The organism is Halomarinibacterium sedimenti (genome assembly GCF_019312585.1).
In the GTDB taxonomy this organism is placed as follows: Bacteria; Bacteroidota; Bacteroidia; order Flavobacteriales; family Flavobacteriaceae; genus Halomarinibacterium; species Halomarinibacterium sedimenti.
Genome location: NZ_JAHWDP010000007.1, coordinates 22150 through 34872, shown reverse-complemented (window position 1 = coordinate 34872; position 12723 = coordinate 22150). Strand labels below are relative to the sequence as shown.

Here is a 12723-nt window from a genome sequence, read left to right as displayed (position 1 = left end):
AGTACGCCCAATACAAAATGTATCTTTGCAAAAATTTTACCTAATGGATATTTCAATAAAGCAATTTAAAATTATCAGTACGCTGGAAGCTATTTCATTTTTGTTATTACTGGGAATAGCAATGCCCTTAAAATATATATTCGAAATGCCTCAAATGGTACAAGTTGTGGGAATGCTTCATGGAATTCTTTTTATAATGTATGTTATGGCAGCTTATTTTATGAAAGAAAAGCTGCAATGGCCCACCTCTACTTTTCTTATTGTGTTACTTTGCTCTGTATTGCCATTTGGTCCTTTTTACGCTGAAAGAAAATATTTAAATGGATAAAAAAGACATAATTCAATATGCCGATATGCTTCGGAAATACCTTTACCAACAAGGTATGACCGATTTTTGGGCAACACTTCTCAACACTATTGTTGTTGCTATTATTGGTATTATTATTGTTTTTATTCTTGATTACATAACTCGTAATGTTATTGTGCAGCTTTTTAAAGCCTTCAGTAACAAAACGAAAACTACGTATGATGATTTTCTAGTAAAAAGTAATTTTCCTCGTTTTGTAGCACATCTCGCTCCATGGTTTTTGATTTGGTATTTAATCCCCATTATATTAAACGACTATCCAAAAACTGAAAAATTTAGCCTTATGATTGCCAAAATTTTATTGGTGATTTTATCTGTCTATATTTTTAGGAGTATCCTTCGTACCACAAAGAATTACTTACGAGAAAGTAACGAGAAATTTAATGACAAGCCCCTAGAAAGCTATCAGCAAGTATTAATGATATTTGCTTGGGGAGGTGCCATTTTTTTAATTGTAAATTTAATTTCTGGATTTAGCATTGAAAGTTTGGCTTCATTGGGGGCAGCTTCTGCTGTATTATTACTCATTTTTAGAGATACCATTTTAGGTTTTGTTGCAAGTATACAAGTATCGGTCAATGATATTGTGCGTATTGGAGATTGGATTACCTTCAGCAAATTTGGCGCAGATGGTTATGTAACTGAAATAAATCTCGCTACCGTTCGTGTACAAAATTTCGACAATACATATACCACCATTCCTACCTATAGCTTGATTGCCGACTCCTTTCAAAATTGGAGAGGAATGCAGGAATCTGATGGAAGAAGAATAAAAAGGTCCTTATTCATCAAACAAAACTCGGTTAAATTTCTATCTCCAGAAGAAATCGAAAAATTAGAAAAAATTGAGCTCATTAAACCCTATTTGGACCATCGTGAAAGGGATGTAAAACGCTACAACACCGCACATAATGTTAATAAAGAATTACTTATAAACGGGCGTAATCAAACAAACCTTGGAGTTTTCAGAAAATATGCAGATGCATTTATTAATGAAAATCCTGCTATTAACAAAGAATTGTTTTTAATGGTTCGGCATTTAGCCCCAACAGATCGTGGGATACCCATTGAAATATTCTGTTTTAGCCACGATAAAAGATGGGAAAACTACGAACATATTCAAGCAGATATTTTCGACCATTTAATCGCTGCCATCCCCTATTTTGGATTAGAATTGTTCGAAATTCCTTCAGGTAAAGATTTTGAAGGCCTAAAAGGTTAATCCTTCTAATCGTTTTTGTTTAACCGGTCCTTTACATATTCAATTTGGGTTTTCCCATGTGGTACAGGGATTCCATCCTCGTCAAGATTCACCATTATAATTTTATCAATGGTTATGATGGTTTCTCGTGTCATTTTATTTCTCACCTCACACTGAAGTGTAATTGACGATTTACCAAAATGTACTACTTCAATTCCAATTTCAACGATATCTCCCTTTTTTGCTGAACTTCTAAAGTTTATTTCGCTCATAAACTTAGTTACTATTCCAGGGTTTTCTAGCTGAATAATGGTGTACATGGCAGCTTCTTCATCAATCCATTCTAGCAATCGACCACCAAATAAAGTACCATTAGGATTTAAATCTTCGGGTTTTACCCATTTTCTACTGTGAAATCTCATTAAAACTTATTTTTAGGGTTGTCCATTTTAGGAATAACCAAATTTGTCCCTAAACGGTTATTTATATTTTTTATAAAATGTGAAGAAAGCAACGGAGATGCCTTTTCAATATTTTGATGAACAAAAAAATAGATATTCTCTAATCCCTGTGAAACCCACTCCTCTAGCCTATCTACCCAATCGTCCAACCGATCATAATCACTTGGGTGATTTGCCCCATTATAGCGAATAAATGCCGTTGGGGTTGTCATTCGCATATGTAATAAATCTCTTCTGCCGGCCGTATCAACGATTACATTTGAGATTTCGTTTCGCTCTAAAATATCGTACAATTCGTTTGCAACAACGGTATCATTAAACCAATCCGTATGGCGAAATTCAATTGCAGGCTTTATATCTTTAGGAAGCATTTTAAAGAACGGCTCTAGTCTTTCAATATTTTTGGGTCCAAAATTATCTGGCATTTGTACAAAGGGCATTTCAAGCTTTTCTTTTAGATTTGAAGCGTGTAAAACGTATTCATTTAATACTTCCTCACAATCTACAAGGCGTTTCCAATGGCTTATTCCTTGAAAGAACTTTGGGAAGAAGCGAAAATTTTCTGGAGTCTTTTCATACCAACCGGCAAAGGTATCCACGGGAAAAATTCTATAAAAAGTAGCATTTAATTCTATTGAATTAAACTGTGTGGAATAATATGCTAATTCATCTTTAGTGCCACGAGGATAAAATCCTTTTAAATCGGCTTTATTCCATTTTGCACATCCCACATACACTTTAAGAGGGTTTTTCAATTTATTTTTTTGTAAAAGTTCTTTTGTGGATGGATGATCATTAGGAAGTGAGAAATCTATGTTATCTGGATCATCTACTTTTCCGAATTTCATATATCAAAATTTTTGTAAAGATACCCATTTTGAAAGTGAATTTAAATTTCAAAAAAATATTAATTATTGTAACAATAATGTAAAAATCGATACTTACTTTTACGTAAAATCTTAATAAAACACTTATGAACAAGTTAAAACTTATAACATTAGCCATTTTATGCTTTGGAGCAACCACATTTCTTCAAGCACAAACTGCGGATGAAATTCTAGCCAATTATTTTGAAAATACTGGAGGACTTGAAAATTGGAAAAATGTAAAAACGCTATCTTTTGAAGGAAGTGTTAATTTTCAAGGAATGGAGTTGCCTATTGCCATGATTCAAATGAATAATGGGAAATCGTTAATGAAAGCAGACTTTCAAGGGCAAACATTTTATCAAAATGTGTATGATGGTGAAACACTTTGGGCAACCAACCAAATGACCATGGCTGCCGAGAAAAGTGATGCTGAAGCTACTAAGAACTACAAAAATGATATAAATGATTTTCCTGATCCTTTTATTGATTATGCATCAAAAGGACACTCTGTGGAGTTAGTGGGAACCGAAACCGTTGAAGGGACTGAAACCTTCAAAATAAAGTTAACCAAAGAACCCATTATGGTTGATGGGAAAGAAGAACAAGATATTACCTTCTATTATTTTGATGCTGAAAACTTTGTTCCTATAGTTGTTGAAAAAGAAATCAAAAGTGGGCCTGCAGCTGGAATAGTTGGACAAACAAAATTTAGCGATTATCAGGAAGTTGAAGGATTGTATTTTCCATTTTCCATTACCGAAGGTGCTAAAGGACAACCTGGCGGACAGCAAATTACTATCACCAATATTGTTATTAATGGTGAGGTAGATGAAAGCATCTTTAAATTTCCTGCTCCAGCTTCAGATGGCGGAAGCAAAAATTAATTTTATTGAATACAATTTAAGATTCCTGCCTAGCGGGAATTTTTTTTAAACAAAACTCAACCAAAATGAAACATATTCTAATACTCTTTGCCGCATTACTTTTAATTCCTTTTTTTGGAAATTCTCAAGATGTTTCTCTTAAGGGAAAAGAATTATTTGGAGATATGACGGCACGGCAAATAGGCCCAGCACTTATGAGCGGTCGCATAAATGATATCGAGATGCACCCTACCAATCCAAGAATCATGTATATAGGAGCCGCAGGTGGTGGTGTGTGGAAAACAACGGATGGAGGTGCTACTTTTTCACCCATTTTCGACGACTATGTGCAATCCATTGGAGTTGTAACACTGGACCCAAAAGATCCGGACAATACCATTTGGGTAGGAACTGGTGAAACTTGGACACGGAACTCGGTTTCTATTGGGAATGGCTTGTTTAAATCGACAGATGGTGGAAGCACATGGAAAGAGGTTGCTGGATTCGAAGATAGCGAGCGTATTGCATCCATAGTGATTAACCCAAATAACACTAATGAAATATATGTAGGTGTTCTAGGTGCTTTATGGAGCGATAGCGAGACACGAGGTGTTTATAAAACTATTGATGGTGGAAAAACTTGGAACAAGATTTTATATATAAATCCCTCAACGGGTACAGGAGATGTAATTATGGATCCTAAAAATCCTTCTACACTTTATGCTTCCATGTGGGAATTTAGAAGATCTGGATGGGGGTTTAATTCGGGAGGTGTTCATAGTGGTATTTATAAATCTGTGGACGCTGGAAATACATGGAATAAAATTCATAATGGTTTTCCATCGGGTTCGCTCGGAAGAATTGGTTTGGCACTAGCTCCTAGCGATAGTAATATTCTGTATGCTGTTCTAGAAACAGAAGATAAAACGAAAAATGGTCTTTGGAAATCTACCAATGCTGGTGTAAGTTGGGAACATCTAAATAATGACTTCGGATTGGTGGTTCGACCCTTTTATTTTTCTCGAATTACAGTGGATCCTCGTAATCCAGATGTAATTGTAAAAGGTGGCTTAAGCGGATCTATAAGTAGAGATGGAGGGAAAACCTTCAAAGATTTAGGGAATATGCATAGTGATATTCACGATATTACATTTCATATTAACGACAGTGATGTTATGTTTTCTGGCACCGATGGCGGATTCTATCGTTCTTGGAACGGAGGAACTACTTTTGAAATTACCGAAAACTTACCGTTATCCCAGTTTTATCACATTAGCGTTGATAATGAAAAGCCTTATAATGTATATGGTGGACTTCAGGATAATGGAAGTTGGTATGGTCCCTCCTCTTCACCGGGTGGAATTGAAGCCCGTGATTGGAACAGCGTAGGATACGGAGACGGCTTTAGAGTTTTAAAACATCCAACAAAGAATATTATATATTCTGAAATGCAAGGAGCTGCTAGTGTTTGGAGATATGATGTTGATAAGAATAAAACAAAAACCATTCAGCCTTTAGCTGAAACAGGAAAACCAAAATTGAGATTTAACTGGAATGCCCCTATGGCAGTGAGTAATCATAACCCAGATCGCTTTTATATGGGAAGTCAATTTCTACATAAAAGTGATGATATGGGAGATAGTTGGACCATTATTTCTCCAGATTTAACCACCAATAATAAAGCTAAACAAAACCAAGAAGAATCAGGTGGCTTATCCATGGACAATAGTGGTGCAGAAAATCATACAACCATTTTCACTATTGCAGAATCTCCTCTGGATGAAAATGTTATTTGGGTTGGTACGGATGATGGAAATGTGCAGTTAACTACCAATGGTGGTACCTCTTGGAACAATGTTACTCCAAATTTAATAGGTATTCCAGCAAATACTTGGGTATATCATATTGAAGCAAGTGTCCACGGTAAAGGGACAGCCTATGTGGTTTTTGATGGACATACATCGGGTGATTTTAAACCCTATGCCTTAAAAACAACAGATTACGGAAAGACTTGGACAAATATTATTTCAGAAGATATTGAGAAAAATGCTTTTGTCCGTAACATACAAGAGGATTATGAAAATGAAGATTTGCTGTTTTTAGGTACTGAATTTGGACTGTATGTCACTATTGATGGAGGAAAAAATTGGTCTAAGTTTACTAATAATATGCCAGCTGTCGCTGTTCATTTTATTGATCTTCAAAAAGAAACCAATGATATTGTGATGGGAACTCACGGACGAGGAGTAATTATTATTGACGACATAAGTCCGTTACGTCAAATTAACCAAGATGTTCTTTCAAAAGATGTACACTTTTTTGAAACAAAACCATTTACCATGGTGGAGCAAAGTGGTTTTTCCGGAGGTTTTGGAAACGAAACCCAATTCGTTGGTCCCAATAGGTCTACTGCAGCACGTATAATTTATTATTTAAAAAAGCGGCACACCTTCGGTAAAATGGAAATGGAAATTCAGGATATGGATGGAAACAAAATTACGTCTCTTCCCGCCGGAAAATCTAAAGGAATTAATGTAGTCAACTGGAATTTCACTTCTGCTGCGCCCAAAATGGCCGAAGCAAAAACACTTTCGTTTGCAGGTTTTAGTCCTAAACGCGTTCCTGCTGGGAAATACAAAGTGCTATTATCAAAAGGAAAAGACACGTATGAGCAAGTCATAGAACTAAAATATGACGAAACTTCTTTAGGCACGTTAGCCGAAAGAAAAGAACAGGAAGCACTCACCAACACCTTATTTAATATGGTGGAAGATTTAGCGTATTTAGTTTATGAAATTACTGAAACTCAAAAAGTAGCGCAACTTGTCATTGAAAATCATCCCAAAGGGAAAAAGGATGCTCAAAAACTATACGATGCCTTAGAAAATCTTAGGAAAGATTTAGTAATCACTACGGGTGATAACTATGTGGCTTCTGCAGAGCCAGAATTGCGTGAACGCATGGGGGAATTATATGCAAACGTTGCTTCAAGTTACGATAGAGTTTCTGGCGCTCAAAAGCAGAATTATAAATTAATTTCTGAAGAGTTCGAAAAAGAAAAACTACGCTTTAACGAGATTATGGGAAAAGAAGGTAAAAAGTTTACTTCCTTTTTAGAAAAGAACAATCTTGAAAAGCCTGCAGTTTTACCCAAAGAAGAATATTTAGGTAAAAAGTAACCTTTTAAATATTATAAAGCCCTGTTATTATTGACGGGGCTTCTTTTTTTATTGTTGAAATCATTGTGCATAACTTCATCTAGTTGTAGCCTTTTTCACACTTCAAATCCATAATTTTATTAAAACACATCACCATGGAAACTCGAGATGAAGTGCTTTTAAGTCTTCGCCCTACAATTGTATCCGCAAAAATTACCCCTGGAATGTCTTCCGACGAAATTTTTCAAAATCAAACATTACGCCCTGTTACTAAGCTTCAAAACGACTTATTATTGGCTGTTTTTAAAAACTATGTTGCAAAACACAAAAACGTTTTTTACGATCTTACTATTGAAAAACGGCTAGATTATATTGAGAATGCCATTCACAAGGATATGAAATTCAGAAATTCTTTGAAGGGAATTATCATAGGACAATTTACACTTGCTGAATACGAAACCTATATTCAAAACTCATCGGCTCTTAATAAGCGAATGATGAATATTGTAAAGGATCGTTTAAAAAGTAATATCCAACTCCTAGAATACGCGGAACTTTATTAGGTAAGTGTAGATACTCCATTTAGGTCAGTGGTAAGTACTTCACTCAAATAATCAAAAAATGGGCGAAGAAGTTCGTAGTGATGTAAAAGTTTATCTTTAAAATCTGGTGAAGTTACCTCTTTATCTGAAAACTTATGAGTAACAAAAAAGCTTTTCAAACGGATTAAATCGATATTGGGATCTTCTTTGCTAAATCCTTTTGGGGCAGTTTTCACTTTATATTCTTGAATAAAACCTCCAAAGGCTTTATTAAATTCTTTCGCTGCTAAAATTTTACGAATTGGAGTCGCATCCATTTCAAATTCTTTTCTAATTCTTAACAAATCAGCAGGATTGGGTTCAAAAAACCCTCCCGCCATTAATGTATTTCCTGGTTCAATACGCAAGTAATAGCCGCCTCTACGATGTTCTCCTGCCCTACTAAAACTTACACTTCGATGAACATTATATGGTGTTTTATCATTGCTAAAACGAATATCTCGATTAATGCGAAAGACTTTTAGCTTTTCAATTTGGTCCTTTTGATTTAACCCTTTTTCCACTTCAGTATAAAAGCTTTTAAGTGCCTTTTCATTTTGCTGATATTCTTTTTTATGCTCTTGCATCCAATCACGGTGATTGTTTGCTCTTAAATCTTTTAAAAAACTGAAAACAGTTGAAGGAATCGTTACAGACATAGTTTAAATTTATGCCTAAATATACTATATAATATTTTTTGTACTTTTATTTCAAACAACTTAAAACCAAAACATTATGACAACAACTAACAAACCCTCTGCTGTTTTTTGGATAATTGCAGTAATTGCGGTTATTTGGAATGGTCTAGGAGCTATGGCCTATGTCGCTCAGCAGTCAATCACTCAAGAGGAATTAGATATGCTACCAGAAGCAGAAAGTGCACTTTATAATGATATTCCTGTTTGGGCTACTTCTGCTTTTGCTATTGCCGTATGGGCAGGATTATTAGGGTCCCTATTACTTATATTCAGAAAAAAGTGGGCTAAACCCGTGTTCTTAGTATCCCTAGTTGGGATTTTAGTCCAAATGGTGTATAATTTATTCCTTAGTGGTGCTATGGATGTATATGGTCCCGGCGGAATGATTATGCCAATTATGGTCGTGGTCATTGGGTTTTTCCTTGTTTGGTATTCCAATAAAGCAATTGCGAAGGGATGGTTAAAATAGATTAAAGAACATTTCTAAAAAGCCCAAATTGGGCTTTTTTTATGATTCATTTTTTGTGTTTAAATCATAATCTTCGTAAAACCCTAAATCCTTATTTTTAATGAGTTTAATCCAAAAGGCTATTTGCCCTGTATGATAGGAATAATGCTCAACAACGTGGATAATTATTCCTATGCCCGAAAGTGTAAATCCTTGCACATTTCGTTCCCGCAAAAATTCTTCATAAGATGTAGTTAATAAGGTTTCCTTCACCTTTTCCACCGTATTTTTAAGTTTTAGAAGCAGTTCTTGTTTTGAAAATCCACCTCCTGTTAAAAATTCTTCATCTCTATTTCTTGTATCTGGAAGATTTCCTAAAGAAGCAATAGCATATTGTGTCATATTACCACACAAATGAAGCAAAAGATTCCCAATACTATTAAGATTATTATTTGGTTTTCTCCAAAGTTCCTCGAAAGAAATTTCTTGCAAACTTTTTTCAACCATTCGGGTGCTTTCATCTATGCGATAACATAGATTTTGCTTAAAATCATTTAAAAATTTATGGTTTTCCATACGTATATTAATGCTTGTCAATTTAAAGTTAATAAATCGGTTAAAATAATAGACGTTGAATATTCTTACACCTTTATAATTTTGTAAATTTGTCTATATAGTGCCCCGCAAAACAATAAATTATAACAGCCTAGCTCCGTAAATGAAAAACTTCATCATAGCTTTTTTAGTTTTTCTTATTTGGTCATTTTTTGGTTTATGGCTGTATTCATGGCTTAACCCGGTAAAACAAACCGATAAACTTAGTGACATCACTCCTATTGAAACAAATGAAGAAGTCCCTCTAGTGAGTATGGACACTTTAGATACTTCACTTATTGACACTTTAAATCTTACCGAAAATATTCAGAATACTTTTGAAGAAGAACCATTAAGTAAAGGATTGCGAGCTACCAATCAAGATGGAGATGTTATCTTTTTGTTTACAAAAGGAATTACCATTTTTAAAGATACTTCTACGGTTGTCATTCCGCCAGAGATTTTAGACTTCAAATATAAAATCAACACCTACCTCTTAGAACACCCGAAGGAAGAAGTCCAAATTATAGGGCTATATGCCGCTTCTGAAAAAATAAAAAATCCAAATCTTGGGATACGAAGAGGGAATAAGATTCGAGATATTTTGGAAAGTGTGGGAATTCCACGAGAAAAATTAGCTATAAAATCAATGATAAAGGATTTTAACTATGATAATAATGGTGCTTTTCCGTATGGTATCTCGTTTACTTTTAAGCCCTTAGATACAGTTAGACTTAATTCGTTAAAATTTAGATTGCCAGAAGACAAAACAATTTACCCAAAGTTGGTAAATAATGATATTTTTGTAAATGACGTCCTTAAGGAATTATTGGAAGAGGTTAAAAATGTTCTTTCATCAAATCCAAATGTAAGAGTTGAAATTGTTGGGCATACCGATAATATAGGAAATGCCAACGATAATTATATGCTTGCCTTAAAATATTCTAGACAAGTTCGTTGGTATTTAATAAACAAAGGAGGTTTAGCTAAAGATAAAGTAATTGCATTGTCTGAAGGAGAAGCAAAATCTATAGCAAATAATAACACCGAAGAAGGGCAATTTTTAAATAGACGCATAGAAGTAAAATACAGAGCAAATTAATGAATCCATTGAACGAGTTTATAAATCAATTACCAGATTACTTTGGGATTTTTCTCTTAATGCTCAGTACGTTTTTAATTGGCTACTATGCCGCTTGGTCTATTCAGCGTTCAAAATATTCAAAAATTGTAAAGAAAATTAAACGACAAGCTAACCTTAACAAGCTAAATAATCTTTCTCCAAACATCTCAGACATAGAAACTATTTTTACTGAAATTAAGCCCAAAATAGTGGAAGTTGTTAAACAAACCCAGCAGGAAACCATCGATAGAAATAAAGAAGAAGCACTTGCAAAGTCTGCTGAAGAAATTGTTGAAAAAGCAAGAACGAGCTTTATTACCTATACCAAAAATAAACCTGAATTAAATTTTGAAAACTTTGGTTATGGTTCTAAGGAAAACAAAGACGATCTTACTCAAATTAACGGAATAGGCCCCTACATAGAGCAGCGACTTAACGAAATAGGAATCTATAATTACGACCAAATTAGCCGATTTAAGGAAGAGGATATTCGTATACTTACCGAGCTTATTGATTTTTTCCCTGGCAGAATAGAGCGCGACAACTGGATTGCACAAGCAGAATCCCTAAAAACGTATTAACAAATGGAATTAAGTACACTTGATTGGATTCTTATATTTTCATTCTTTGCTATTTTTCTTCTTATTGGTGTTATTGTAAGCAAAAAATCGGGTAAAAATACACAAGAGTTTTTTCTTTCTGGGAAGAACATGCCTTGGTGGCTTTTGGGTATTTCTATGGTAGCTACGACCTTTTCTGCCGATACCCCTAACCTAGTCACAGATATTGTTCGCCAAAACGGAATTTCAGGAAACTGGGTTTGGTGGGCATTTTTATTAACGGGAATGTTAACCGTTTTTGTTTATGCAAAACTATGGCGACGTTCTGAAGTACTTACCGATTTAGAATTTTATGAATTGCGTTACAGCGGAAAAGAAGCTGCATTTTTAAGAGGCTTTAGAGCTATTTATTTAGGTGTATTTTTCAATGTTATGATTATGGCAGCGGTCTGTCTAGCAGCCATAAAAATTGGTGGAATTTTATTTGATTTGGAACCTTGGGAATCTGTTGTGTATGCTTCCGTAATTACAGTTATATATAGTTCTATTGGTGGTCTTCGTGGGGTAATTTTTACAGATTTTCTTCAGTTTATTATTGCCATGGTGGGTTCTATTTGGGCTGCTTGGTATATTGTTCAAATGCCAGAAGTAGGTGGATTGGATACTTTATTAGCAAATGAACATGTAGCCGACAAACTTAATTTTCTCCCCGATTTTAGCGATTCGAAATCCCTTTGGACATTATTATTAATTCCTATTGCTGTGCAATGGTGGAGTGTTTGGTATCCTGGTGCAGAGCCTGGTGGAGGCGGATACATTGCGCAACGTATGCTTTCTTCAAAAGATGAAAAAAATGCTATTGGTGCTACGCTCCTATTCAATATTGCGCATTATGCTATTCGCCCTTGGCCTTGGATTTTAATAGCCTTAGCGTCTTTAATTCTGTATCCAGAGCTCTCAGATATTTCGAATGCCTTCCCAAATGCTAAAGCCGGCCACGATTTAGGGTATTCTGCCATGCTTACCCATTTGCCTTCTGGCTTATTAGGATTAGTCGTTACTTCCTTAATTGCCGCTTTTATGAGTACTATTTCAACTCATTTAAATTGGGGCTCATCTTATATCTCATTAGACTTTTATAAGCGCTTTGTAAAAAAAGATGCTTCTGAAAAGGAATTAGTAAACATTGGTAGGCTTTCTACGGTAGTTTTAATGATCCTTTCGGCATTATTGGCACTTCAATTTGAAAGCGCTTTAGATACTTTTAATATTCTCCTACAAATTGGTGCCGGAACGGGGTTAATTTTTATTCTACGATGGTTTTGGTGGCGTGTGAATGCCTATAGTGAAATTACTGGAATGATTGTTTCTTTTGTGGTCGCCATTTTGTTCCAAATGGTGGATTTTGGACTGGAAGACCACGAAAAATTAGTCTTAGGAGTTTTAATTACTACAGTAAGTTGGATTGCAGTAACACTTCTCACCCAACCTACTAATATGAATACGTTGGTTAACTTTTATAATAAAGTAACACCCTATGGCGTAGGCTGGAAATCGTTTAAACAAAAAGCTTCTTCAAACTATCATTTAAAAGAAACCCACGATCGATTTACCATTGATTTTGCCTCCATGCTCCTAGGAATTGTATTTGTATATACTTTCCTCTTTGCAACGGGGTATTTGATCTATGGAAATATATTAGGAGCAACAATATTATTTGCTGTCGCAGTAGTTTCAGCTATTGTTATTTTTAAACTTTGGAAGAAAAAATAAAGGAGCTCCTAAGAGCCCCTTTTATTT

13 protein-coding genes are annotated in these 12723 nt (G+C 34.8%); 9 read left to right on the top strand and 4 right to left on the bottom strand.

Going from position 1 to position 12723, the window contains the following annotated elements; all coding sequences use genetic code 11:
* The first annotated feature begins 43 nt into the window (after positions 1-43).
* Together KXJ69_RS12755 and KXJ69_RS12750 are read left to right on the top strand one after the other, a co-directional pair.
* Positions 44-328, top strand: coding sequence for a DUF3817 domain-containing protein (locus KXJ69_RS12755; protein WP_219053508.1), 285 nt, complete (start codon positions 44-46; stop codon positions 326-328).
* Positions 321-1589 carry a mechanosensitive ion channel family protein gene (locus KXJ69_RS12750; RefSeq protein WP_219053507.1) on the top strand — a complete coding sequence of 423 codons (1269 nt, stop codon included), beginning with the start codon at positions 321-323 and terminating at the stop codon, positions 1587-1589. Before KXJ69_RS12755 ends, KXJ69_RS12750 begins: the two co-directional genes overlap by 8 nt.
* A gap of 5 nt (positions 1590-1594) precedes the next feature.
* Here KXJ69_RS12750 and KXJ69_RS12745 read toward each other — a convergent pair whose 3' ends face one another.
* Together KXJ69_RS12745 and KXJ69_RS12740 are read right to left on the bottom strand one after the other, a co-directional pair.
* Positions 1595-1990: an acyl-CoA thioesterase gene (locus tag KXJ69_RS12745; protein WP_219053506.1), complete on the bottom strand. Its 396-nt coding sequence runs from the start codon at positions 1988-1990 to the stop codon at positions 1595-1597.
* Positions 1990-2877 (bottom strand): DUF72 domain-containing protein, encoded by an 888-nt coding sequence (locus KXJ69_RS12740; protein ID WP_219053505.1) that lies wholly within the window; start codon positions 2875-2877, stop codon positions 1990-1992. The genes KXJ69_RS12745 and KXJ69_RS12740 overlap by 1 nt, the downstream gene beginning before the upstream one ends.
* A gap of 125 nt (positions 2878-3002) precedes the next feature.
* Here KXJ69_RS12740 and KXJ69_RS12735 point away from each other — a divergent pair, with 125 nt between their 5' ends.
* The 3 genes from KXJ69_RS12735 (at position 3003) to KXJ69_RS12725 (ending at position 7482) form a co-directional block, all read left to right on the top strand.
* Complete coding sequence (locus KXJ69_RS12735; protein ID WP_219053504.1) at positions 3003-3782, top strand: LolA-like protein; 780 nt, start codon at positions 3003-3005, stop codon at positions 3780-3782.
* A 65-nt stretch (positions 3783-3847) separates the two neighbouring features.
* Entirely contained in the window at positions 3848-6940 is a 3093-nt protein-coding gene (locus KXJ69_RS12730) for a VPS10 domain-containing protein (RefSeq protein ID WP_219053503.1), read from the top strand.
* Positions 6941-7074: 134 nt separating this feature from the next.
* On the top strand, positions 7075-7482 hold the full coding sequence (locus KXJ69_RS12725) for a glyoxalase (RefSeq protein ID WP_219053502.1): 408 nt from the start codon (positions 7075-7077) through the stop codon (positions 7480-7482).
* Here the strand turns inward: KXJ69_RS12725 and KXJ69_RS12720 are convergent.
* A complete protein-coding gene (locus KXJ69_RS12720; protein WP_219053501.1) occupies positions 7479-8159 on the bottom strand; it encodes a DUF2461 domain-containing protein in 681 nt (226 codons plus the stop codon). The two genes, KXJ69_RS12725 and KXJ69_RS12720, sit on opposite strands and share 4 nt — an antisense overlap.
* Positions 8160-8235: 76 nt before the next feature.
* Between KXJ69_RS12720 and KXJ69_RS12715 the strand changes: the two genes are divergently transcribed.
* On the top strand, positions 8236-8667 hold the full coding sequence (locus tag KXJ69_RS12715; protein ID WP_219053500.1) for a hypothetical protein: 432 nt from the start codon (positions 8236-8238) through the stop codon (positions 8665-8667).
* A gap of 39 nt (positions 8668-8706) precedes the next feature.
* Here the strand turns inward: KXJ69_RS12715 and KXJ69_RS12710 are convergent, their stop codons facing one another.
* Positions 8707-9222 carry a DinB family protein gene (locus KXJ69_RS12710; protein ID WP_219053499.1) on the bottom strand — a complete coding sequence of 172 codons (516 nt, stop codon included), beginning with the start codon at positions 9220-9222 and terminating at the stop codon, positions 8707-8709.
* 142 nt (positions 9223-9364) lie between these two features.
* Between KXJ69_RS12710 and KXJ69_RS12705 the strand changes: the two genes are divergently transcribed.
* Genes KXJ69_RS12705 through KXJ69_RS12695 form a run of 3 tightly spaced genes read left to right on the top strand, consistent with a single transcriptional unit; the run spans position 9365 to position 12696 of the window.
* Positions 9365-10342 (top strand): OmpA family protein, encoded by a 978-nt coding sequence (locus tag KXJ69_RS12705; protein WP_219053498.1) that lies wholly within the window; start codon positions 9365-9367, stop codon positions 10340-10342.
* Positions 10342-10944, top strand: coding sequence for a helix-hairpin-helix domain-containing protein (locus KXJ69_RS12700; RefSeq protein WP_219053497.1), 603 nt, complete (start codon positions 10342-10344; stop codon positions 10942-10944). Before KXJ69_RS12705 ends, KXJ69_RS12700 begins: the two co-directional genes overlap by 1 nt.
* Positions 10945-10947: 3 nt before the next feature.
* Positions 10948-12696: a sodium:solute symporter family protein gene (locus tag KXJ69_RS12695; protein ID WP_219053496.1), complete on the top strand. Its 1749-nt coding sequence runs from the start codon at positions 10948-10950 to the stop codon at positions 12694-12696.
* Positions 12697-12723: the final 27 nt, after the last annotated feature.

Coding starts and splice junctions, on each gene's coding strand:
- KXJ69_RS12755 (WP_219053508.1), top strand. CDS start 44: ATGGATATTTCAATAAAGCAATTTAAAATTATCAGTACGCTGGAAGCT.
- KXJ69_RS12750 (WP_219053507.1), top strand. CDS start 321: ATGGATAAAAAAGACATAATTCAATATGCCGATATGCTTCGGAAATAC.
- KXJ69_RS12745 (WP_219053506.1), bottom strand. CDS start 1,990: ATGAGATTTCACAGTAGAAAATGGGTAAAACCCGAAGATTTAAATCCT.
- KXJ69_RS12740 (WP_219053505.1), bottom strand. CDS start 2,877: ATGAAATTCGGAAAAGTAGATGATCCAGATAACATAGATTTCTCACTT.
- KXJ69_RS12735 (WP_219053504.1), top strand. CDS start 3,003: ATGAACAAGTTAAAACTTATAACATTAGCCATTTTATGCTTTGGAGCA.
- KXJ69_RS12730 (WP_219053503.1), top strand. CDS start 3,848: ATGAAACATATTCTAATACTCTTTGCCGCATTACTTTTAATTCCTTTT.
- KXJ69_RS12725 (WP_219053502.1), top strand. CDS start 7,075: ATGGAAACTCGAGATGAAGTGCTTTTAAGTCTTCGCCCTACAATTGTA.
- KXJ69_RS12720 (WP_219053501.1), bottom strand. CDS start 8,159: ATGTCTGTAACGATTCCTTCAACTGTTTTCAGTTTTTTAAAAGATTTA.
- KXJ69_RS12715 (WP_219053500.1), top strand. CDS start 8,236: ATGACAACAACTAACAAACCCTCTGCTGTTTTTTGGATAATTGCAGTA.
- KXJ69_RS12710 (WP_219053499.1), bottom strand. CDS start 9,222: ATGGAAAACCATAAATTTTTAAATGATTTTAAGCAAAATCTATGTTAT.
- KXJ69_RS12705 (WP_219053498.1), top strand. CDS start 9,365: ATGAAAAACTTCATCATAGCTTTTTTAGTTTTTCTTATTTGGTCATTT.
- KXJ69_RS12700 (WP_219053497.1), top strand. CDS start 10,342: ATGAATCCATTGAACGAGTTTATAAATCAATTACCAGATTACTTTGGG.
- KXJ69_RS12695 (WP_219053496.1), top strand. CDS start 10,948: ATGGAATTAAGTACACTTGATTGGATTCTTATATTTTCATTCTTTGCT.